Source organism: Hwangdonia lutea, from assembly GCF_032814565.1.
GTDB lineage: Bacteria > Bacteroidota > Bacteroidia > Flavobacteriales > Flavobacteriaceae > Hwangdonia > Hwangdonia lutea.
This window is the reverse complement of the sequence record NZ_CP136521.1, coordinates 1,521,607-1,545,702: the sequence shown is the minus strand read 5'-3', so window position 1 is coordinate 1,545,702 and position 24,096 is coordinate 1,521,607. Positions and strand designations below refer to the sequence as shown.

The window sequence follows — 24,096 nt, the reverse complement described above, 5'->3', positions numbered from 1 at the left end:
GGGCAAGTAAGTTTATTGCCCTTAGATTTCAACACTTTTATTAACTTCGTAGATTTCCTTTTTAATTAGTCATTGTATTCTTATGCTAAAAAGCACACTTCAATTGTTTTTTTTATTCTTAATTGCCAGCTTTTATGGGTGCCAAACAAGTTCGCCTAAAACAATAACTTTTGCTGATAATGTCGTGGTGGCACATCGCGGCGCATGGAAACAAAAAAACCTACCGCAAAACTCGATAGCTGCATTAAAACACGCTATAAACTTGGGTTGTACGGGTTCAGAATTTGATGTTAGAATGACATCCGATAATGTTTTAATTGTAACCCACGATGCCGATTATCACGATTTACTCATCGAAGAATCCACCTATGCCCAATTATCAAAATTTAAACTTTCAAACGGCGAAACCTTACCAACGTTAAGAGATTATATCATTGCTGGAATGCAAAATAACAATGCCACGGGTTTGGTATGCGAAATAAAACCTTCAAAAACCGAAGGACGAAATGCCTTAATGGCCGAAAATGTTTTGAAACTGGTAAAAGAACTTAAGGCAGAAAATTATATTTTGTCGTATATCAGTTTCAGTTATGCCATTTTACAAAGAATAAAGGAACTGGATGCACATGCTAAAACACAATATTTAGATGGCTCTAAAGCACCAAAACGATTAAAGGAAGATGGTATAACTGGGTTAGACTATTTAGTTTATAAATATAAAAGACGTCCAGAATGGATAGCAAGTGCCAAAGAAAAAGGTTTAATATTAAATGCTTGGACAGTCAATTCAACTGAAGATATCGATTGGTTTTTAGCTAACGATTTTGATTACATCACTACAGATGAACCAGAACTTGTTTTTAAAAGAAGCGAAAAAAGCCCAACAAAAAGAGGTTATAAATTGGTTTGGAGCGACGAATTTAATTACAAAGGAAAACCAGATTCTACCAAATGGGCTTACGATTACGGTTTTTTAAGCAACCGCGAAAAGCAATATTACACCGATAGCTTAAAAAATGCGAGAGTTGAAAATGGTACGCTAATAATTGAAGCTCATAAAGAAAAAATAGCGAACGCAAAATACAAAAGCGACGAGTTTAAAAACAAAAGTTGGGTGCAATATATTGCTGAAATTGACACCGCGCAATACACATCGGCAAGATTAAAAACCGATGGTTTAGCCTCATGGAAATATGGGCGCATAGAAGTAAGAGCGAAGTTGCCTCGAGGTGTTGGATTGTGGCCTGCCATTTGGATGTTGGGCGAAAATAGAAAAGAAGTTGGCTGGCCGGAATGTGGCGAGATAGATATTATGGAACATGTTGGTTTTAACCCAGATTCTATTTTTGGAACCATACACACAAAAGCCTTTAATCACATGAAAGGTACAGAGAGAGGAAAAAAGATTTTTATTGATAAACCTTATGAGACGTTTCATGTATTTGCAGTAGAATGGACTCATGAAAAAATGGACTTTATTTTAAATGATACCGTTTACAATCATATAAAAAATGAACATAAAACCATAGCCGAATGGCCCTTTGATCAAGAATTTTATTTGATAATGAATGTGTCTGTTGGTGGCATGCTTGGTGGACAAAAAGGAATTGATGATTCTGTTTTTCCGCAGCAAATGGTAGTCGATTATGTTAGGGTTTTTCAACAAAAGGAAGAATAAAAAATGAAGCATTTAACACACCTGATATTAATTTTGTTTATCGGTTTTTCTAGTTGTAAAAACGAAAAAAAACAAGCAAACCAAAGCCTAAATGTGATGACTTACAACATCCGTTTGGACATAGCTTCCGATGACGAGAACGCCTGGGCAAACAGAAAAGATTTTTTAAGCTCGCAAGTACTGTTTTACAGCCCGGATATTCTGGGTGTTCAGGAAGCGCGACCCAATCAAATGGCAGATTTAAAAGAAGCCTTAATAGATTATAAAACAATCGGCATTGGTCGCGATGGCGATAATAAAGGCGAGTTTTCAGCGATATTTTACAATTCAAAAGAACTAAAAGTAGAAGAAGAAAACACCTTTTGGTTATCTGAAACGCCCAATCAAATCTCAATGGGTTGGGATGCTGCCTATCCAAGAATTTGTACTTACGGACTTTTTACTTTACTCGAAAATAATCAAAAAATTTGGGTGTTCAATACGCATTTAGACCACGTTGGAAGGGAAGCACAGTTACAAGGCATGCAACTTATTCTTAAAAAAATAAAGGCTTTAAACACCAGTGATTTTCCGGTAGTTATGATGGGCGATTTTAATGTAGAGCCGCAAAGTGAGCTCATCACAAATCTTAAACAAACCCTAGACGATTCAAAAGATAAAGCAAAACTTGTTTTTGGATCAAACGGAACATTCAACGGTTTCAAGTTTAACGAGCCTGTTAAGCGAAGAATAGATTACATCATGTTATCAAAATCTTCAAAAATTGGAGTCGAAAAATACGGCGTTTTATCAAGCTCCATAGATTTAAAATATCCATCCGATCATTTTCCGGTGTTTATTGAATTAACCTTAAAATAGAACAGCATTAAAACATGAAAATATCAATTCTTCCTTTAAAATTCATCATTATTTCGAGTCTAATTATTACCGTATTTAGCTGTATAAACGAAACGACTAAACCCCAACATTCAACTTTAAATGAAAGTATTGAAAAAAAGGTAGATTCTGTTTTGGCATTAATGCAGATAAACGAAAAAATCGGGCAATTAGTGCAATACAGTGGAAAATGGAACGCTACCGGACCGTCATCAACAAAAGGCGATCAGCATAAATTTGAGAAGCTTAAAAAAGGTGAGGTGGGTTCGATGTTAAATATAACGTCTGTGGCGAGTATTCGGGAAACCCAAAAAATTGTTATGGAGCATTCAAGGCTTAAAATCCCTTTAATTTTTGCTTATGATGTTATTCACGGGTATAAAACCATATTTCCCATTCCGTTGGGTGAAACGGCTAGTTGGGATTTAGGTATTATGAAACAATCAGCCGCCATTGCAGCCAAAGAAAGTGCTGCTTCGGGCTTAAATTGGACCTTCGCGCCCATGATTGATGTATCTAGAGATGCCCGTTGGGGACGCGTTATGGAAGGTGCTGGCGAAGACCCTTACTTAAATGCCGTTGTTGGCGTGGCGCGTATTGAAGGATTTCAAGGAGACGACTTATCTGATATTTACACCATTGCAGCTTGCGCTAAACACTTTGCAGGCTATGGCTTTGGAGAGGCTGGTCGGGATTACAACACCGTTAATGTTGGGGCAAACGAGCTGCACAACACCATTTTACCACCTTTTAAGGCAGCGGCCGAAGCAGGTGCGGCAACATTTATGAATGCTTTTAACGATATTGATGGCATTCCTGCCACAGGGCATAAAATTCTACAACGCGATATTTTGAAAGGTGCATGGAACTGGAATGGATTGGTGGTTTCAGATTGGGGTTCCATTGGCGAAATGCGGGCACATGGTTATGCTGAAGACAAAAAACATGCTGCCGAAATAGCTTTAAATGCAGGAAGCGATATGGATATGGAATCCTATGCTTACGAAGCACATTTGGAAACTTTACTTAGCGAAAATAAGATTTCCATCAACCAAATTGATGATGCGGTAAAACGGGTTTTAAGGTTGAAATTTGAATTGGGACTTTTTGATGATCCTTACAAATACTGCAACGAGCAACGCGAAAAAGATAATGTGTACTCTAAAGAAAACTTAGCCATAGCACGCGATGTTGCAAAAAAATCTATTGTATTGCTTAAAAATGAAAACAACGTGCTGCCACTGTCTAAACAAATTAGAAGTATTGCCGTTATTGGTCCCTTGGCAGATGATAAAGATTCACCGTTAGGAAACTGGCGGGCCAAAGGGGAATATAATTCGGCAGTTTCATTATTGGAAGGTATTAAAAACGCTGTTGGAGAAAACACCAAAATACATTATGCAAAAGGTGTCGATTTAACCATTCCAACTATAGAGCCTGGAGCAAATCAGTTCTTATTACCTTTAAAATTTAACACCACAGATGACTCGGGAATTACAAAAGCCGTTGAAGCTGCTAAAAAATCTGATGTTGTTTTATTGGCAATTGGTGAAAATGCGTATCAAACAGGCGAAGGGCGCAGTCAAACCAATATCGGTTTTTTAGGGCTTCAAAATGAATTGCTGGAAGCGGTTTATAAAGTGAATAAAAACATTGTAATTGTTTTAATGAATGGCAGGCCCATGGATTTAAGTCGTGCCTCTGAAATTGCACCAAGCATTTTAGAGTGCTGGCATTTAGGATCGGAATCTGGTAATGCCATTGCCGATGTTGTTTTTGGGGATTATAATCCCTCGGGAAAATTACCGGTATCTTTTCCGCACAACGTTGGTCAAGAGCCTTTATATTACAACCAAAAAAACACTGGACGACCGTATAGCAATAAACACGTTACGTTCTCCGGCTACAGAGATGCGCCCAAAAAGGCATTGTATCCCTTCGGTTTTGGCTTGAGTTATACAACCTTTAGTTATGATAATTTACAATTGGATAAAACCGAAATTAAAGCTAGCGACGACATAAAAGCATCAGTAAATGTGACCAATACCGGCAACAGAGCGGGGGAAGAAGTTGTGCAACTTTATATTCGAGATTTGGTTGGGAGCTTTGTAAGACCTGTAAAAGAGTTAAAAGGTTTCGAAAAGGTAATGCTAAAAGGAGGGGAAACCAAAACCATTAATTTTACTATAAACGCTAAAATGCTTCAATTTTACACGGCAAATAACAAGTGGGAAGTAGAACCCGGTAAATTTAATGTTTGGGTGGGAGGCGATTCTACAACGTCTTTAAAGAAAAGTTTCAGTGTTATTGAATAAGTAAAATCTTTAAAATCAATATTTATTTTTGATGTGATAAGAAAGCCATAACCTTAGTGATAACCTGTTTTAATTGATTGGGTAACGTAGTTTTTTCCCAAGGATGCTGTGCTCCAAAAACATGATTGGCACCTTCAATAATTTCTAGCTGACTGTTCGGGTTCCAACGATTAAGTAGTTTTGCTTCCTCTAAAAAAACACTGGTGTCGTTATCACCATGAATTATTAAATATGGGGTTTTTAAATTCGATACGGCGCGTTTAATGGTGAGCCTATTTTCGTTGGCGATAAAATCTTCATAAAATTGATAGTAATGCGGCATTTGTTGTTTTGTTCGTCCGTTTAAAACATATTTTACACCGTCTTTTTTCCATTGTTCTAAATCACCAGATGTTGCTGTTCTTTTCCCGAAATCGCAAACACCGGCAATACTAATTACGTTTTTTATCCTGTTATCTTCTTCAGCTTTTATAGTTACAATCCCGCCGGCTCTACTATGTCCCATTAAAGTGATGCTGTTTGTATCGGCATTCTTTTTTAACTTAGGATTGCTGCAAACCCAATCGATAACAGATTCTAAATCGTCTAATTCCTTGGTGTAGTTGTTGTTTCCGAAAGCTTCCAAATCGGGAAAATCAATGGGCTGTTTTACAGTGCCTCCATTATGTGAAAAATTAAATTTAACAAAATAAAAACCCGCTTTGGCAAATGCTTCCGCCATTAAATCCCATGCGCCCCAATCTTTAAAACCTTTGTAGCCATGACAAAATATTATTACCGGCTTTTTAGTGCTGTCGTCTTTAAAAAACAAGTCGGTTAAAATTGGTTTATCGTGCTTGCCGTCAATAATGATATTTTTTTCAATGTTCATTTATACTTCTTTTTCAATGAAAGGTGTATCTAAATTACAAATTTCTAAAATGAGTTTTTTTAGTTCGGTTTCAAATGAAGAAATAGTGTCTTGAGTGATTAACGATTTCTTGGTTCTACTTCTTGAACTGTCTTTTTTTGCAAATTTTAAAAAGCCAGAATTTAAGTTTTTAAATGAAATAATACCAGCTTCAACGGGAAGCTGAATTTGATTGGATTGATGCATCATGAGCGCATAGGTAAGCACCTGAAAACTTTTGCTGTATTTATCGTAATCGGTAGTAATGGCCTCCCAATCAACAATTTCTATACTGCTTTGGCTCACGTTACCCGTTTTGTAATCAATAATTCTGGTTACCCCATTATATTCATCTACGCGATCTACTTTTCCGGTTAATTTTACCGGAAAATTGAGTTCCGGAATATCAATTAATACCTTATTTTCAGCTTCAACGGCTATAATTTTTATTTGGTTTCCAGCTTTTAAATCTTGAATTTCTAAATCTAAAAAGTTAGATACGTAGCGCTTTGCTATTTCAAAAATAATAAGATTTTTGCCTTTGGTAATATCGCCCTCTTTATATTCTTTTTTAAAATGATGGCTTACCCTTTCATTAATTTTTGCTTTTAAACCTGTAATATTTTCAACCGTTAAAAAGGTATTAACAAAAGGCTCATAAAAATCTTCAAGGGTGTTGTGCACAACGGTTCCCAAGGTGTTTGCGGCTACGGTTTCTTCGGCATCGTCATGCTCTTTTACCTTTAATATTTTCTGATAATAAAAATCAATGGGATTCCGGATATAATTGGTAAGTGAAGACGGTGAAAACCCCTGTTTCGCAACCTGAATAATTTGATTTAGCAGCTCGGGCGTTTTTTGTACTTCATTTAATTTGGGTTCTAAAATAGGCACATGAGGCGCTATAATTTGATGCTTTATTTTATGAATATTTTCTAACTGCAATTGCGTAATAAATCTGCTTTTTTCGCCACCAGTTAACACATCGGCTTCGGTGTTGTAAATAATATGAATGTTTTTGGCGCGTTGTAAAAGCCTGTAAAAGTGATAGGTGTATACCGCATCTTTTTCTTTATACGTGGGCAGGTTATTTTCTAATTTAACATCAAACGGAATAAAGGAATTGTTGCTTTTTCCAGAGGGCAATATGCCTTCGTTTACCGATGAAATTATAACGGTTTCAAAATCCAATACACGCGACTCTAACATACCCATAATTTGTAAACCTTGTAAGGGTTCGCCCTGAAAATCTAGTGTTTCGCTGCTTAATAGTTCTTTGTAAATGCTAAATAATGCTGAAATATCTTTGATGTGATTGTATTCTGAATTAAGTCGCGATAACTCGTTAAACAATGCGTTGAATCGGAATAAATATTCCAAGGATAATAAATTTGAAGCTTTGTTTTCAGTTAAATCGTTTTTAATAATTAAGATTAATTGCGAACAGTTTTTTAAGGCCTCGTCAGTAGATGTTTGCCAATTGCTAAAGAGCATATCGATAATTGTATCAGCCTTTGGCACAATTTGCTTTAACCTGTCTGGCGTTAAATAAATGATGTTATTAGCCTCAATGGTTTCAATGAGTTTTGAGGCGTAATCGGTGTCGTCAACATAAAATAAAGGCCTTATAAATTGGTGTGCTATAATGTTGACCACATCTTTATAATAAAATGATTTTGATGGGTTTTTATGAAGCTTAAATAAGCTCTCGAAAAGTGAGGCCAGCGGAATGGATTTTAGCGGAAACCCCATGGTAATATTAAGGGCTTCGATAGTTGATGGCAGCGAATTTAATACCGGAATCAATAAATTTTCATTGCCCAAAACTACCGCAGTATTTTGCAACGACGGGTTACTTTGACTGAGATTATTTAATAGGGTGCCGATGTATTTAGATTGCCCAATGTTTTTTGGAACACCATAAATTGAAATGTTCTTTTCGTTTGAATAATTTTTGGTAATCCAATGAAACGGATTTTTTTCAAAATATTTCCAACGGGTTTTATGCTGTCTTGTAAACAATGCGGCATCGTGTTTTGGGTTGTTAAAAAAAACTTGGTCGATGTCCCAATAAATTTTTGCCACATTATGTTCCAATAATTTTTGAATGATGGTTTCCTCGGCAGTATTTAGCGCATTGAAACCTAAAAATACATGCTGTTTTTCGGTGTTGTTTTTTAGGTAATCGTCTAAATTTTTAACCGCTTCTCTGTAAATCAATCCTTGATAGCCACTATTTTTATTTAAAAGTTGCTTAGTGAAATGGGTGTAATAGGTATAAAGCTTATTCCAAAACGATAAGTAGTTTTTAACAAAATCGGTTTTGTTTTCTTCTAAAGACCAGTGTTTTAGTTCTTGAATATCGCTTAAATAATTAAAAATGTTTTCTTGTGGAATGAGGTAGCGATCAATCTCATTAAAATCCTGAAGTAATATTTGCGCCCACTTTGAGAACACCTCAAAAGCATCTTGATTTTCTTTTTTGGTAAGCGTTTGATAGCTATTATAGAATTCAAATAAAAGCTCAGTATTTGAAATTGGTTTTAGTTGAGATGTGTTTTCTACAAACTCTTCTATACTAATGATTTCAGGCGAAAAAATGGTTTCGTTGGTAACTCGATAAAGTTGATGCTTTAAGAACAAACCAGCTCTTTTACTGGGTAAAACAAAGTTTAGTTTAGAAAGATTTGTTTTGGAATCTTGTAAATCTTTTAAAACATCAAAAATAAAAGTTGTCATTAAAGCTGAGTTGTTACTGCTATATAAAAATAAAAAAACGCTTCGGATAACCGAAGCGTTTTTAAAAACTTATTTGTTAACTAAAATAGAGTGTTATTCTTTAACTAAGTTAATTTCAACACGTCTGTTGTTAGCTCTACCTTTTCTAGTTTTGTTAGTGTCAATTGGTCTGTCTTTTCCGTAACCAAGTGCAGATAATCTAAACTCATCGATACCATTCTTAACTAAATATTCTTTTACAGAAAGTGCTCTAGCTTCAGATAACGACTGGTTAAGTTTTGCACTACCAGTACTATCAGTATGACCTTCTATGGTAAATTTAGAATTTGTGTATTCTTTTAAGATGGCTGTAATATCAGATAATACTTTAGCCGACTCGTTTTTGATAGTAGATTTACCTGTATCAAATAAGATGGTTTTAGCATATTCGTTAAGCGTTTTTTGAACCGCTTCAGATACTTCTGGGCAACCGTTGTTAGCTACAGTACCTTTAACGTCTGGACAGTTATCGTCTTTATCTAAAACACCATCACCGTCTCTGTCTGGCCAAGGACAACCGTTGTTAGCAGCAGGACCAGCTTCGTTAGGACACTTGTCATCTTTATCGGCAACACCATCACCATCAGCATCTGGACATCCAGCTAAAGCTTTTAATCCAGCTACAGTAGGACACTCATCTAAATGATCTGGAACACCATCACCATCAGAATCAGGACATCCGTTAAACTCAGCTAAACCTGGCTCGTTAGGACAATCGTCTTTAGAATCTTGAATGCCATCGCCATCAGTATCAGGGCAACCGTCAAATTCAGGTAAACCAGCAACATCTGGACAAGCATCATCTTTATCGTAAATGCCATCACCGTCAGTATCAGTTCCACCAAATTTGATAGAAATACCAACTGTATGTTGGAAATGTGTTTGTAAATAGTCTTCAAATGCATGTTTGTATGCAGACTGTAGTGTTAAGCCAATGTTCTCGTTAAACCAAACATTTAAGCCTAAAGTACCATTTACAGTACCAGCACCAACTTCGTCAACCCAAGTGTAACCACCACCAGCACCTAAATAAGGCTCAAGCGTGTTTGAGTTAAGTAAATTACCAAGGCTGTACTTAATAGTACCATCTACACTGTAGTAAGACAAATCATCAACTGAAGCATCTCCCCACTTATCGATTTTATTTAAAGCTCCAGCAACTCCAAAAGAGAAACCGTCACCTAAATATTTAGATACAGAGATGGTTGATAAAGATGGTAAGATATTCCAATGGTCTTCTACATTAAAGAACTCATCAAACGTATCACCAAGTGGTGCGTTTTCACCCGTAGGGTAAAAGTCTACCGCGTTTGCCCCAATGGTAATTTGCCATGGGTTGTTTTCGTCTTGCGCATTAGCGTTGCTATAACCAAGTACAAGCAACATAGCGAACAATAATCTGCTAAGATTTTTCATATTCAAAAGTTTAATTTTTAAGTGTTAATTGTAAGCAAAAGTAAGTTGTTAAATGTTATTAACAAAGACAAATATATAAAAATATTGATGAATCCTTCGTAATAATAAGTAATTCAGAAAGATTTTAGATTACATTGAGTTGTTGGCCAACTTTGGCGAACGCAGCAATAGCCTTGTCTAAATGTGATTTTTCATGAACCATCATTAGTTGTACGCGAATTCTTGCTTTGCGTTTCGGTACAACGAATAAAAAGAACCCAATAACGTAAATACCTTCTTTTAAAGCATATTTGCCTTGGTTTTCGTCAATTTTGCAAGATTTAGAGGTTGGTGTGGCATATTTATAATTTCCTATAATAATGCTGAAAATGGATTTGTATTAATGAAGTTAACCCGTTGTGCATTTTGGCAGAATTCTGTCAATTCGAGTGAATTTTACGATTGAATGAGTGAAATTTGTATCGAGAATAAGAATTTTTGAACCATAAATGGGTTCTCGATACAATTTTTCGTTCCTCAAAATCACTCGAACTGACATATAGAAATTATTTTCATTCAAAATGCACAACGGGTAAAGTTAAATTTCTTTTATCTGAATATCATCATTTATATAAATAAGAATTTTCTCGGTCACTTTTAAATTCATCTCTTCCAAAACGTCTTGGTACAATTGTAATTGTTGAGCGTGTTTTTTATCTTCAAAACCCGTTTTGTAATCGATTATAACAGCTTCGTTATTGGCATTGACAACCACGCGATCCGGACGTAAAATCATGCCTTCTTTTGTAATAATATCGCGCTCATTATAATTGGTATGATTTAATGTGTAATAGTTTTGAACTTTTGAATGATTTACAATTTCGTTTACCGTTGTGCTTAAAATTGCAGCTTGTTCTTGGTTTATTGAAGCTGAATTGATAAAATCGTTTATAGCAGAATCAATATCGTCTTTGGTGTTGATTTTAGACATGATATTGTGGATGAGATTCCCCTTTTCAATAGCTTCTTTTTGGGCGGTGTCCCAAAGTAACCCCGATTTTGTTACCACGTTTATATTGTGCGTTTCTTTTGCTGTTGAAATAAATTGATGCTGAATTTGAGTTTCTTTTTTCAAAATTTCCTTTTCAAAAGTTCTTTTATCATTCCCGAAGCTGTACGTTAATTTAGAATCTTCCCATGCGTTGATGTGTTTTAAATATGCGATAAACAAGCCCGAATATCTTTTGGTGTTTACCTCGCCTTTTGCTGAAATATCTTTGGTTGAAATAACATGCAACTGCTCCACAGCGCGTGTTAAGGTTACATAAAGCAGATTGATGTTGTCTAATTCCTGTTCAGATTGATGTTTGTTAAAAATACGCAAACCTTCGTCGCCATAAAACTCGAAATCTTTATTGTAATTCAATAAGGTGTGCGAAAACCCGTTGTAAGTGTCTTTGTTTAATGCAAACCATTCTTTGGGCTCCAACTCTCTATAAATATCCAAATCGGCAAACGGAAAAATAACCACCGGAAACTCTAAACCTTTCGATTTGTGTATCGTCATGATTTGAACCGCATTTTGACCCTTGGGCGATACTATGCTTAAGCTTTCTTTTTTCTTGTCAAAATACTGTAAAAACCCAGAAATATCCGATCCTTTTTTTTGTGAAAAATCTAAAACCACATCTAAATAAAACTGAATGTAAGCGTTTGATGTTTTTACTAAATTGAAGCTCCTCACAATGGTTTCCGCCAAATCGTAAAGCGGCAATTGAAGCAGATTGCTGCTGTTTATTTGGATGCTGAATTTTTCAAAACTTTTAAATAATTGAGATAATGAAAGGTTAATATGGTTTGAAAAGAATTCGTGCTTGTTTTCAATGTTGAAAAGCGTTGTTAAATAATTTAAAACAGCAATTTTTATTTCGTTGTTTTTAGGCTGATTTAAAAGCGAGAGAACATTATTTATAAAATTAACCTCGTCTGAATTATTTAACAATAAAGTCTCTGAAGATACGATAGGAATGTTATTTTGGCTCAAATAATTGGCGACGGCAACGCCTTCTTTTTTCTTTCGCACCAAAATGCAAATATCCTCCAAATCAAAACCATTTTCCAAGCAGTTGTTAATGGTGTTTAAGGTATTTTCAGAGAAATGCGCGTCCCTATCATCATCTTTTTCAATTTCTAAAAACGAAAAATTCACATAACCCGCTTCCGTTTTAGTTATGTTTTGATGGGCGTTTTCGTAAAGAGCTTTATAATCATTAGCCGTAAAAACTAGATTTGCTAAAAACTTAAAAAAGCCATTGTTAAACGCTACGATTTCTTTAAAACTCCGGTAATTTTCCTCCAGCGTTTCTACCTTTTGTTTAATCTGGAATGGCTGTTCTTTTTTATTAAACAAATCTATAAACTGTTCCGCTTTACCACCGCGCCATCGGTAAATGGCTTGTTTGGCATCGCCCACCAACATGGTAGTGCCGTTTTCGGCAGAGAGTGAATTCTCTAATAACGGTATTAGGTTTTCCCACTGCAAAACCGATGTGTCTTGAAACTCATCGATAAAATAATGCTTGAATTTTTCGCCAATACGCTCGTAAATAAAAGGTGTGGGCTGGTTTTTTATTTCTTTGCTAATAATGGCATTAAATTCTGAAATCAGCATTTTGTTCTGCTCCGTTTTTAAATCACCTAACTCATTATTTATGGCATTTAAAACCGAAAGTGGCGTAACGTTTTTATAAAACGCTTTTAAAAATTTAAGATGAAAAACAGCTTGTTTTGTAGTGTTAAAAGCCGCTACCAATTGCGGTTGAATTTGATTAATTATGGATGCCACATCTTCGGAAACACGCTTTGGGTATAATGTTTCCGTTTCTAAATTTTCTTGCCATTTATTTCCATATTTCACATTGAATTTTTTATCTGATAAATTTTTAAAATGTTTAGGTAAATAACTACTTGAAAAATCACCAAATTCTAAACCTGCCTCTTCAATTAGGGTTAAAACACCTTGAGCTGCTTCAATTATAGTAGTTTCAAAAGCAGAAATCTCTTTTTTTAAATGCGATTTAAGCGCTTTAAAATCGTTTAAAGTTTTGTGTTTTAAAGTTTCAATAAACGGCATATCGTTTTCGTTAACCAACAATTTTGCAATTTTGTTAAAATCGAAAGACACATCCCAACTTTTGTCGTCATCGGCTTTTTCAATAGCAAAATCAACCAACACCTTGGTTAGCGCCTCATCTGTTCCGGCTTTAGATATTAAGCTATCAACGGCTTCGTTTAAAAGGGAATCTTGATCCAGTTCAACTTCAAAATTTAAAGGCAATTTTAAATCGTGGGCAAAGGTGCGAATCAATCTATGCGTAAAGCCATCAATAGTAGAAATATCGAACGCCGCATAATTATGAATAATGGTGTTGAGTAGTTTTTCTGCTTTTTTGTGAAGCGCTTCAGGTTCCATACCGAGTTCCTCACAAATAGCATCAAACATACTATTTGAAGTGCTTAAAATGGCCTCATCGGAAAACGCTTTTAAGGTTTCAATTATGCGGTCTTTCATTTCGGCAACCGCTTTATTGGTAAATGTAATAGCCAAAATGCGGTTAAAAAGATGTAGGTTGTTTGAGTTGAAAAGGATTTTTAAATAGGCTTTAACCAACGAATAGGTTTTTCCGCTACCGGCAGAAGCGTTGTAAATAGTAAAAGGGTGGTTGGGATGCATAAAAACAAATTTAGGGACAATATAGAAACTATCAATAGACAGATAGCAATTTATTATTTTTAATTGATGTGTTTTATCCGTAAATTTGAATGAAAATAAATACTAATATTTTAAAAACAGAAAATTATGGCTTTCGAATTACCGAAATTAGGATATGCTTATGATGCTTTAGAGCCTCATATTGATGCACGCACAATGGAAATACACCATACAAAACACCACCAAGGATATACAAACAACTTAAATAATGCTATTGAAGGCACAGATTTAGTAGGAAAATCTATTGAAGATATTCTAACAAATTTGGATATGAGCAACGGCGCAGTTAGAAATAACGGTGGCGGATTTTACAACCATAGCTTATTTTGGTCGGTTATGAATCCGGAAGATAAAGGATACTTATCGGGCGATTTAAAGGATGCTATTGAAGCCGCTTATGGCTCAAAAGACGAATTTATCGCGGCCTTTAGTAAAGCTGCTGCAACACGTTTTGGCTCTGGTTGGGCTTGGTTATGTGTGCACAAAGGCGGTAAAGTGGAAATCTGTTCGTCGCCGAACCAAGATAACCCATTAATGCCAGGAGTTGGTTGCGGAGGCACACCAATTTTAGGATTGGATGTTTGGGAACACGCGTATTATTTAAATTATCAAAACCGTCGTCCAGATTATATCGATGCGTTTTTTAAGGTAATTAACTGGAATGAGGTTGAAAAACGTTACGCCGAAGCGAAATAAGTAGCGAACCAATTTTATGATACAATTTTGTTAGTTGTTTATGCTCAGTGTAGTATAAGCATCTCATTAAAAATATAAATCGTCTAGTAAGTTTTTTATTAGACGATTTTTTTTATGGCGCTATCTAAAGGTCGGTCTTCCCGATAGTTATCGGGACGTTATATCTTTTTCTCGTACTTCAAAAAAGGATGCCACTGCTATCCCTAGCGTACCTTTCCTCCAAATAACCGGCAAAACCAAAAAAGAGGTTCAATTTGCAGTGCTCAAAGGCTTAAAAAACCAACACTATTTTTTTTCAGCTTTCAAAACCTCAATATCGTTAAGAAGCTTATCGATATCTTCAGGGTTGGTGCCATCGTAAAATCCGCGAATCTGTCGTTTTTTATCAATAAGCATAAAGTTTTCGGTGTGTATCATATCAAAAGCATCACCGTTGCCATGATCTTTAACAGCCAAATAGCTTTTTCTGGCAAGTTGGTAAATCTGCTTTTTATCGCCGGTTACCAAATTCCACTTATCGTCGTTAACCCCTTTTTTTTGAGCATAGCGTTTTAGTTGAGCCACGGTATCAATTTCGGGCGTTACTGTATGTGAAAGCAACATAATATCGTTGTCATTCATAATTTCTTTTTGAATCTGCGCCATATGGTCGGTCATAATCGGGCAAATCGTCTGGCATGTGGTAAAAAAGAAATCGGCAACATAAATTTTGTCTTTGTAATCGTTTTGAGTAATGGTTCTTCCGTTTTGGTTTATAAGTTTAAAATCGGCTATTTTATGGTATTTTTTTTGGTGCTGAATGGTGCTGTCCACCAACTCGGTACTAACCATGGCGGGTTGGTAAATAGGCAGCGGTTTGTAAACATTTAAAGTGTTATAAATAATAAGTACAATAACCAGCGAAATACCTGCAAAAACAATGGCAAACCCTTTGTAGTCTTTAAAAAACGAAAGCATTATTAGAAATTAAAAATTAAACCGTTGCAAAAATACAATGAATGCGGCACGACTAAAAATTTAAACTCTTAAGATTTAAGTTAAACTTAAAATCATGTTAAAAAAATGCGCATTAAATAATTGTCTTTTTAAAGTTGGTTTAAAAGCTTACTTTTGTGCGATTATAAAAATCTGACAGAAGATATATGGAGTTTGTTATTAAAATATCTCAATTTTTATTGAGTCTTTCACTATTGATTGTTTTGCACGAATTAGGGCACTTTCTTCCTGCGAAAGCATTTAAAACCAGAGTAGAAAAGTTTTATTTGTTTTTTGATGTAAAATTTTCACTATTCAAAAAGAAAATTGGCGATACGGTTTACGGCATAGGCTGGTTGCCTTTGGGCGGATACGTTAAAATTGCTGGTATGATTGACGAAAGCATGGACACCGAGCAAATGGCAAAAGAGCCACAGCCATGGGAATTTCGCTCGAAACCTGCATGGCAGCGTTTAATTATTATGTTGGGTGGTGTTACGGTAAACTTTTTGTTGGCTATTCTCATTTATATAGGAATGAGCTATTTTTATGGCGATAAATTTTTGCCAAACGACCATATTAAAGATGGACTTTTAATTGAAAGTACCGTAGCTAATAAGGCGGGACTTTTAACGGGCGATAAGATTTTAGCCGTCGATGGAGAGAAAATCGAAAACTTTTCTCAAATTTCAGAGAAAGTGCTATTTGGCACAGAAATTTCTATAGAAAGAAACGGAAACACATCAACGGTTACTTTACCTGAAGATTTTTTAGCCCAATTAATAGATTCAAAAGAAAAACGATTTATAGATTTAAGAGAACCTTTTATTGTTATTGAGGTTCCGGATACATCGTTTAATAAAAATGCTGGCTTAAGAAAAGGCGATATTATAATTGCATTAAACGATTTTAAAACCAAATATGCTGATGAGGTAATACAAGGTTTACAAAAATTTAAAGGACAAGATGTTGAGGCTACAGTTTTAAGAGATAATGAAGAAATAACAATACCGTTAAAAATTAGTGACGACAGTAAGTTAGGGTTGGTCTATGCCTCTCGTTCCACACCAAAAACATTGGAGGCTTTAGGTTATTACAAGTACGATACCAAAAAATATGGTTTTTTCGAATCATTCCCAGTAGGATTAAAGAAAACCAAAGACAGAATGCTGTCGTATTGGGATCAATTAGGAGCCATTTTTACACCAAGCACGGGCGCATACAAAGGCGTAGGCGGCTTTAAAGCCATATTCGATATATTCCCCAACGTTTGGAGTTGGCAAGCGTTTTGGGGCATAACAGCCTTTTTGTCCATAATGCTTGGGGTTTTAAACTTACTGCCAATTCCGGCTTTAGACGGTGGGCATGTTATGTTTTTGTTATATGAAATGATTTCTGGAAGAAAACCAGGAGACAAGTTTATGGAGTATGCCCAAATGGTTGGTTTCTTTATATTAATTGCATTAGTATTATTTGCCAACGGCAACGATATTTACAAAGCTATTTTTAATTAAAATTTTTAATTATTAAATTTGCAGTAATTAAAAATATATATATATTTGCGCTCGCTTAAGAGAAAATAACCTTCCTCTTTAGCTCAGTTGGTTAGAGCATCTGACTGTTAATCAGAGGGTCCTTGGTTCGAGCCCAAGAAGAGGAGCAAACAAACCCAATACGAAAGTGTTGGGTTTTTTTGTGGAAAAGATTGGGTGAGAAGTTTATGCTGAGCGTAGTCGAAGTAAGCCCAAGAAGAGGAGCAAACAAACCCAATACGAAAGTGTTGGGTTTTTTTGTGCTCAAAACTTTCCTTGTGTTACCTGCATTTACTGCACTACCTACATTTTACTTCAAAAGTCAAGTTGTCAAGTTTTTTAACTTAAAAGGCATACTATAAGGTGTACCATTTTTTCTTCAAGGTGTACCATTGAATAATCTAATAAAATATTGAAAATCATGAAATTAAATATATTATTCCTATTGTATAAATCTAAAATCAATTCTAAAGGAAAATGTCCTATTAGATGCAGAATAACATACAATAAAACACGTAAAGAATTCTCTACAGGACAATTCGTAAATCCCAAAAACTGGAATAGCAAACAACAATTAGTAAAACCACTAGAACCTGATGCTGAATTTATAAACACACAACTAAGCCTTATTAAAACCAAAATTAATAAGGCTTTTTTATTGCTTCAAGTTAAAGAAGAAAACTTTACTGTAGATGATGTTTATAACGCCTACAAAGGCAAAAAAGCCACAAAAGATTACAATCTAATCCAATTCTATGAGAACTATTTAGATACACTTAAAGCACTTGTAAGTATTGATATAAAGCAAGTAACTTATAATAAGTTTGAGTACATTAAGCTTGATATAAAACGCTTTGTTAAATTTAAATTTAAAACTAATGATATTCCTCTAAAAGAGTTAAAATCTAATTTTTTAACAGATTTGGATTATTATTATAAAACAACGCATAATCCACAATTAAAACAGATTACGATAAACAAAAAGATACAACGTTTTAGAAAAGTGATAAGAGTTGCGGTAGCAGAAGGATATTTAATTAAAGACCCATTTATGCTTTATAAAGCCAAAAACATTATTAAAAAAGTGGTGTTTTTGACAGCAGAGGAACTTGAAAAACTGGAGAATCACAATTTTAGCCAATCTAGGTTGCGATTTGTAAAGGACTTATTTGTATTCTGCTGTTATACAGGTTTGCCGTATAATGAGCTGATGCGGTTGGAAAACAAGCATATATTTGTTGGTTTTGACGATAACCTGTGGATTAAAATTAAGCGAGAGAAGACCTCTAGGGAACTATCTGTTCCATTGCTATCAAAGGCTGAAACTATTTTAAATATTTACCAGAATGAAGATAATTTGGTATTTCCCAGAATAAGTAACCAGCGTTATAATTCCTATTTAAAGGAAATAGCTACTATTGTTGGGATTGATAAGAACCTTACTACACATATGGCTAGACGAACCTTTGCAAGTACCGTATTGCTTTATAATAATGTACCGATGGAAATTGTTAGCGAGTTATTGGGGCATTCCAGTATGAAAGTAACTCAGGAAAGTTATGGTAAGGTAGTGCAAAAAAGGATTAGTTTAGAGATTAATAAAATAAAGGGAGGTTGTTAGCTTCCCTTTGTAGTGCTTTTTTCATCAAAGTCAAATAGGTCTTTTAATGGAATTTCCAATGCCATGGCAAGAATGGCAATTGTAACTACGTTGGGTGTTACCTTACCTTTTTCAATTTTATATAAATATTGCCTATCCTTCCCTACGATTTGGGCTAACTCAGTTTGAGTGTAGCCTTTTTCCTTTCTGAAATGCCTAACCCTATTACCAATTTCCTTGGGTATAGAGCTTTTCAATAGCTTTAGCTTTTCATCTGAGAATTCCATCATTTGGTAAAATTCTCACTTGAAAAGTTAATTCATGTAACCTTAAAATACTACATTTTATTATATTTGATTAACCAATACTAAATTCATGAAAATAATATTTTTATTGATTCTGGCTATTTATTGCCACAGCGGATTTTCTCAAGACTGTTCAAGTATTAATACTGAGATTAACTCAAACTATTCATACACAAACAGTATCGAAGACCTAGAAATGCCATTAAATGAAGACTGGAATATAGTTTTGGAGAATAAAAACGCAGTTTTGGTATTCATGAAAAATGATTCTGAACAAGCCAGTGCAGGAATTATGAAAAACAAAAATGGATACTATATCAAATCAGCCCATGATATTAATGACAGATTAATAGATCAACTCATTGCTAAAATGGGAATTAATCTTGAAAATAGGATGCTAAAGAATGTAAAGCTTAAAAATATTCCAGCAAAACTAATTATATATAATCACAAAGTGTACAATCTTGATGACACACATTTAATGTCAGGTATCATGTATATGATTGTTAATGATGGTTATACCTATGTGTTCACTTTTAACACTACACGGAGCTTAAGAAACTGTTATATACCACTTTTTCAAAACATTATAAAAAACACATATTTTGGACCAGAATGGTATTGAATATGTCAACTTATAAATTAATTTTATTCAAGATTCAGTTAATTAAATAAACTAAAACCATGGAAATAGTAAGTATTATAATAGCGGTTATTTTTGTTTTTATGTTTCTTTCACGTTTTAGCAAATCTATTGCATTAGAAAATTTGTCAAATGTTGCTTCTGGCGCTGGTGAATTAATGACATATACTGGACATCAGATTAGGGCTAATTTAATAGAGTCGCAGATAAATAAAATTAATTTAGGGTCTAACTTTATGATTAGATATCAAGAACAAGGTAAAGTAATATTTATGTACGCAACTGTCGATAGTAATTATAAATATAGCGAAATGACAGAAGTTTTAAAGGAAAAAGTGATTAATGAAGCCAATTCAGTTGATTTTAATTTAATTGAAAGTATTGAAAAAAGCGAATTACTTTATAAAAAATGTAAGGAATTAGAAGTGGAAGTATTAAATGTAAGTGGAAGTACAATAGGTTATTCAGATAGAGCAGGGGAATACATAAAAAAAGGAAAAGTACTCAAGGTCTATAAGGTGGGTAAATATGAGTTAATTGACAAAAAACTATTTCCCAAAGGGCAGGATGAAAATTAATTAAGTTGTAGATAAAAATTATAAATATGGATTTTAATACTGCATTTGAAATTTATTATAATGATTTTTTGCATGAATATGGAGAAAGGAAAATCCGTAAAATTCAAAATATTGTAAATAACTCTAAATACACTAGAAGCCTATTAAATCAATGCTATTTAAAACAATGTTACCCTACTCCTGTGGATTTAAGACATTATATGTTAAGTAACCTAAAACTATCTTTTAGTAGTAGACCAACAGGAATATTTGCGATGGCAATAATGTTAAAGAAATTCAATGACGAGGTAAATATAAATGGTTCAATTATACCTGATGACATTGTGTTAGATTTATTTACAAGATTATCAGAAACGTATAATTATTAACCGTTACATTATGGACACTTTAAAAATGGTACTTGGTTATTTTTTAGCTTTTGCATTATTAGCAATATTTATATCTTTAATCGATGGAGTAGATTTAGGCGTATTTGGAATCATTATAATTTTTTTGATTTTTATTGTTGCTTTTGTGTTAGTTTTTGTGGGACCAGATATTTTTAAAGAAGAAGTTAAAAAACATAAGGTTAAAAAGGAACTTGGTAGGGAAGAATTGTGGAATAAAAAACCTAACAACAAAGAAAACGGCAACTCCAATTCTAATAAAAGTAAAGAAAAAAGCGTCAACAAGTTTGAACAAATAATATTTTCTGGTAAATCGTTAGAGAGTAAAAATACTGCTATCTGGCATGATTTAATAGAAAAAATGAATCCTGAGGATACAATGTCAGATATAATAAAATCTTTTTTCATTAAAGACAATATTGATTTTTTCAAATATGGTATCAATGAAAACGCTAATACATTTTGTTATACCTATGGCTTTAATACTAACGAAAATTTAGAATGTACACCTTCTTTTCTTAAATATTTTACAAAAGATATAATGGAAAGAGCATTGGGTATACCTCTATGGTTCACTTTAGCTTATCCTGATGTTGAAGTTTGGTTTAGGGAAAACAAGAATGTTTACGGACAGGAAATAGAAGAAAATCCGTCAATTTATATAGCTGATGGGGCTTTTAATAGTAAAGCTTTTAGATATATTATAAATACTTATAAGAGGGTAACTAAGAAAAAACTAGAATGTTGTATCTAAGATAATTTAATATGTTCAAAATCAACTTCCCAGACATAGGCAATTACAAAAATCATGTTTTTGTTTTAAATATGAAAATGTATACCCGACCTATGCTTTTCTATAATAAGGTTTTTTACCAGAATGGGAAAAAAATCACTAAGGAGTATGCGAACTATAAATTAAGTTGCTACTATGAAGAAGAAATTCTTGAAAGGTTTAAAATTGTCAGAGGTTTTGGTGCAGATGGTGGTTTATTTCATACAGAAGTAACTTATTTAGATTCTAATGGGAAACCTTATATGAATTTCACTCAGGTTAATGTTAATAACGGGACGCTGGATGCTTGCTATAGACGTATTAATAAATTGGGTCAACATTCTTATCAAGGCTATAAAGACTTTTACACTTGTTATTTTGAAATCAAGCCTAATTAAACTTTCACAAAAAACTTGGCAAGTTGTCAAAAGCCATAAAGCCAACTTATTTTCTAAAATTTTTTCAATTTTTTTTTGCAACACTTTTTCATAGCCATGAATGAGTGATAATTAATTTAACACCCCTGCCTAATAAGGAGGATGGGGCTTATAACCCCTATTGTTTAATTAAATATTATTATCATGGTAAAAGTTATCGATTTTAAAACAAGACAAAACAAAGAGGGCGAGGACTTCTTTGTGCTAGTATTGCAAGGAGGCATTACACCTGTAAAAAGCAAAGAAACTGGACGAATGTATTTTACAGCCAAAACTTGTACTGTTCCAACTACATTTGATGAAGAAACCTGCCAGCAAATCATTGGTCAGGAATTTCCTGGCGAGATTGTAAAAGTGGAAGTTGAGCCATACGAATACGCATTGCCAGAATCAGGGGAAATCATTACACTTGAACATCGTTGGGAGTATCAAGATGATTCCTTAGAGGAAGTTCCGAAGGTGCTTACAGAAAATATTATCGAAGAAGAAGAGGTGATGTAAACATTACTAACTAAGAAAAGAGGTTTAATTGCCTCTTTTTTTGGTTTTATATGTAACTAAAAAATAGTATAACCAATAACATTAATATATATGAAACTTAAACAAGCACAACGAGAACAAGTAAAGCTACGTATTGGACTTAGTGGAGCATCTGGATTTGGCAAGACCTATTCAGCGCTATTATTGGCTTATGGCATTACTAATGATTACTCTAAAGTAGCTATAATCGACACAGAAAATCAATCAGCTAGCTTATACTCACATTTAGGAAGTTACAACACATTAAGTATGCAACCTCCTTATGCCCCAGAAAAGTATATAGAAGCTATTAAAGTATGCGAAGAATCTGGTATGGAGGTAATTATAGTCGATAGTATTACACATGAATGGAATGGCAAAGGCGGATGTTTGGATATTCATGAGAAACTAGGTGGGAGGTTCCAGAATTGGGCACAAATAACCCCAAGACATCAAGCATTTATTGATGCTATTTTACAATCTAAATGTCACATCATTACTACAACAAGGCGTAAGGTGGATTATTCTATGGATACTGATAATAATGGTAAAACTAAAGTTATAAAACATGGCACTAAAGAAATTACCAGAGAGGGATTTGAGTACGAATTAACTGTAAATCTTGAATTAATTAACGACAACCATTTAGTTAGAGCTTCTAAAGACAGGACTGGCTTGTTTATGAATAAACCAGAGTTTGTTATAAATGCTTCCACAGGTAAAAAATTAATGCGTTGGTGTAATAATGGAAAAGATTTAGAACAAGCTAAAGCTGAAATTCAAAAATGCGAAACTGTTGATGGTTTAAGGCATATTTATGCTAAATACCCCAATTACCAAAAAGTAATTAAAGCTGATATTATGGAAAGGAAGGTACTTATTGAAGCCATAGACCACAATATCGTGCCTAATTCAGAAATTATTGAACAACAAAAACCCAACGAAAATGGAACTACAACAAGTACAGAATAATTTAGTCATACCAGAAGAGCAGATAATTACCAAATCACCAAACCCATTTATAGAGGCTAACACACATGAGGTTAGCCTTTCTCATTTACAAAATGATTGTACCATCCCGGTATTTTCAAAGGATAACGAGTGTACTTTGGCTCATCACGAGTTTATTGATGCAGTTGATAGTTGTGCAAGAACTGTGTTTTCAGGGCAACGTATTTTAAAACCAGAATTGAGAGTAAGCCATGTCATAAAAGGGAGAATTCCCGAAGCTATTGGCAAACCTGTTAAGGAGTTAACAGAGCAAGATAAAACCATTTATTACGAAAGAATGATGTTTAAAATAGAGGTGCCTAGTATTTCAGAAACCATTAATGGCAATGACTTAAGCTTAGTGATAGGTGGCGTTAGAGCCTATAATCAAGAAAATTTATACAGTAAAAAGAACTACGAAAAGTTTAAGGTGTTTGTAGGTTTCAAAAATATGGTATGCACGAATCTATGTGTCAGTAGTGATGGAATGGTAGAAGAATTAAGAGCAACAAGCATCGAGGAACTGAAATCCAAGGTGTTAGAGCTATTGGGCACTTATGAAATGCAAAACCATTTAAATGCTTTGAAGCAGTTATCAGAACACTATTTAACTGAAAAACAATTTGCAAGATTTTTAGGCAAGTGTCGTATGTATAACTATTTGCCAAAGCCAGAAAAAAGAGAAATTCCCACCTTAATGCTGAATGATGGACAAATCAACTCAATAGCTAAAGGGTATTACGAAGATGAAAATTTTTCAAGGCAACAGGATGGCAGTATCAATTTATGGAATGTGTTTAACCTATTAACCGAAGCAAATAAGAGCAGTTATATAGATTCCTTTTTAGGAAGAAGCTTGAACGCACACGAACTTATCCAAAAACTATCCTTTTCAATGCAAAATGATTCACCTTTCTGGTATCTCAATTAAATATTAATAGCTAAAACATGCTCAGGTGT

The 24,096-nt window shown here is 34.1% G+C and carries 20 protein-coding genes and 1 tRNA gene; 15 read left to right on the top strand and 6 right to left on the bottom strand.

Annotated features, from left to right (window positions below):
* Positions 1-103 precede the first annotated feature (103 nt).
* From RNZ46_RS06655 to bglX, 3 genes are read left to right on the top strand one after another with little or no spacing between them, the layout of a single operon-like run.
* Entirely contained in the window at positions 104-1,678 is a 1,575-nt protein-coding gene (locus RNZ46_RS06655; RefSeq protein ID WP_316984601.1) for a glycerophosphodiester phosphodiesterase family protein, read from the top strand.
* 3 nt (positions 1,679-1,681) lie between these two features.
* Positions 1,682-2,536, top strand: a complete 855-nt coding sequence (locus RNZ46_RS06650; protein ID WP_316984600.1) for an endonuclease/exonuclease/phosphatase family protein — start codon at positions 1,682-1,684, stop codon at positions 2,534-2,536.
* Positions 2,537-2,550: 14 nt separating this feature from the next.
* Positions 2,551-4,869 (top strand): beta-glucosidase BglX, encoded by a 2,319-nt coding sequence (bglX, locus tag RNZ46_RS06645; RefSeq protein ID WP_316984599.1) that lies wholly within the window; start codon positions 2,551-2,553, stop codon positions 4,867-4,869.
* Between the two features lie 22 nt (positions 4,870-4,891).
* Here bglX and RNZ46_RS06640 read toward each other — a convergent pair whose 3' ends face one another.
* From RNZ46_RS06640 to RNZ46_RS06620, 4 genes are all read right to left on the bottom strand, one after another.
* A complete protein-coding gene (locus RNZ46_RS06640; RefSeq protein ID WP_316984598.1) occupies positions 4,892-5,740 on the bottom strand; it encodes an alpha/beta hydrolase family protein in 849 nt (282 codons plus the stop codon).
* Positions 5,741-8,497, bottom strand: a complete 2,757-nt coding sequence (locus RNZ46_RS06635; RefSeq protein WP_316984597.1) for a PD-(D/E)XK nuclease family protein — start codon at positions 8,495-8,497, stop codon at positions 5,741-5,743.
* A 93-nt stretch (positions 8,498-8,590) separates the two neighbouring features.
* Positions 8,591-9,952 carry an OmpA family protein gene (locus tag RNZ46_RS06630; protein ID WP_316984596.1) on the bottom strand — a complete coding sequence of 454 codons (1,362 nt, stop codon included), beginning with the start codon at positions 9,950-9,952 and terminating at the stop codon, positions 8,591-8,593.
* A 577-nt stretch (positions 9,953-10,529) separates the two neighbouring features.
* A complete protein-coding gene (locus RNZ46_RS06620) occupies positions 10,530-13,664 on the bottom strand; it encodes a UvrD-helicase domain-containing protein (protein ID WP_316984595.1) in 3,135 nt (1,044 codons plus the stop codon).
* A 126-nt stretch (positions 13,665-13,790) separates the two neighbouring features.
* Here RNZ46_RS06620 and RNZ46_RS06615 point away from each other — a divergent pair, with 126 nt between their 5' ends.
* The gene (locus RNZ46_RS06615; RefSeq protein ID WP_316984594.1) at positions 13,791-14,399 is read left to right on the top strand and encodes a superoxide dismutase; all 609 of its coding nucleotides are present in this window, start codon (positions 13,791-13,793) and stop codon (positions 14,397-14,399) included.
* A gap of 285 nt (positions 14,400-14,684) precedes the next feature.
* On the opposite strand, the gene RNZ46_RS06610 is transcribed toward RNZ46_RS06615, so the two are convergent.
* Entirely contained in the window at positions 14,685-15,356 is a 672-nt protein-coding gene (locus RNZ46_RS06610; RefSeq protein WP_316984593.1) for an SCO family protein, read from the bottom strand.
* Between the two features lie 185 nt (positions 15,357-15,541).
* On the opposite strand from RNZ46_RS06610, the gene rseP reads away from it, so the two are divergent.
* From rseP to RNZ46_RS06595, 3 genes are all read left to right on the top strand, one after another.
* Positions 15,542-16,888 (top strand): RIP metalloprotease RseP, encoded by a 1,347-nt coding sequence (gene rseP, locus RNZ46_RS06605; protein ID WP_316984592.1) that lies wholly within the window; start codon positions 15,542-15,544, stop codon positions 16,886-16,888.
* A 72-nt stretch (positions 16,889-16,960) separates the two neighbouring features.
* A tRNA-Asn gene (locus RNZ46_RS06600) sits at positions 16,961-17,034 on the top strand.
* A 293-nt stretch (positions 17,035-17,327) separates the two neighbouring features.
* Complete coding sequence (locus RNZ46_RS06595; RefSeq protein ID WP_316984591.1) at positions 17,328-18,527, top strand: site-specific integrase; 1,200 nt, start codon at positions 17,328-17,330, stop codon at positions 18,525-18,527.
* Here the strand turns inward: RNZ46_RS06595 and RNZ46_RS06590 are convergent.
* Positions 18,524-18,796 (bottom strand): helix-turn-helix domain-containing protein, encoded by a 273-nt coding sequence (locus RNZ46_RS06590; protein WP_316984590.1) that lies wholly within the window; start codon positions 18,794-18,796, stop codon positions 18,524-18,526. The two genes, RNZ46_RS06595 and RNZ46_RS06590, sit on opposite strands and share 4 nt — an antisense overlap.
* Positions 18,797-18,881: 85 nt before the next feature.
* Between RNZ46_RS06590 and RNZ46_RS06585 the strand changes: the two genes are divergently transcribed.
* The 8 genes from RNZ46_RS06585 to RNZ46_RS06550 all read left to right on the top strand — a co-directional run bounded on the left by RNZ46_RS06585 (position 18,882) and on the right by RNZ46_RS06550 (position 24,067).
* Entirely contained in the window at positions 18,882-19,436 is a 555-nt protein-coding gene (locus RNZ46_RS06585; protein ID WP_316984589.1) for a hypothetical protein, read from the top strand.
* Between the two features lie 59 nt (positions 19,437-19,495).
* Entirely contained in the window at positions 19,496-20,032 is a 537-nt protein-coding gene (locus RNZ46_RS06580) for a hypothetical protein (protein ID WP_316984588.1), read from the top strand.
* A 26-nt stretch (positions 20,033-20,058) separates the two neighbouring features.
* Positions 20,059-20,400, top strand: coding sequence for a hypothetical protein (locus tag RNZ46_RS06575; RefSeq protein ID WP_316984587.1), 342 nt, complete (start codon positions 20,059-20,061; stop codon positions 20,398-20,400).
* A 10-nt stretch (positions 20,401-20,410) separates the two neighbouring features.
* Complete coding sequence (locus RNZ46_RS06570; RefSeq protein WP_316984586.1) at positions 20,411-21,172, top strand: hypothetical protein; 762 nt, start codon at positions 20,411-20,413, stop codon at positions 21,170-21,172.
* A 71-nt stretch (positions 21,173-21,243) separates the two neighbouring features.
* Complete coding sequence (locus tag RNZ46_RS06565; protein ID WP_316984585.1) at positions 21,244-21,588, top strand: hypothetical protein; 345 nt, start codon at positions 21,244-21,246, stop codon at positions 21,586-21,588.
* 183 nt (positions 21,589-21,771) lie between these two features.
* On the top strand, positions 21,772-22,128 hold the full coding sequence (locus tag RNZ46_RS06560) for a hypothetical protein (RefSeq protein WP_316984584.1): 357 nt from the start codon (positions 21,772-21,774) through the stop codon (positions 22,126-22,128).
* 90 nt (positions 22,129-22,218) lie between these two features.
* A complete protein-coding gene (locus RNZ46_RS06555) occupies positions 22,219-23,118 on the top strand; it encodes an AAA family ATPase (protein WP_316984583.1) in 900 nt (299 codons plus the stop codon).
* Positions 23,093-24,067 (top strand): DUF3871 family protein, encoded by a 975-nt coding sequence (locus tag RNZ46_RS06550; RefSeq protein ID WP_316984582.1) that lies wholly within the window; start codon positions 23,093-23,095, stop codon positions 24,065-24,067. Before RNZ46_RS06555 ends, RNZ46_RS06550 begins: the two co-directional genes overlap by 26 nt.
* Positions 24,068-24,096: the final 29 nt, after the last annotated feature.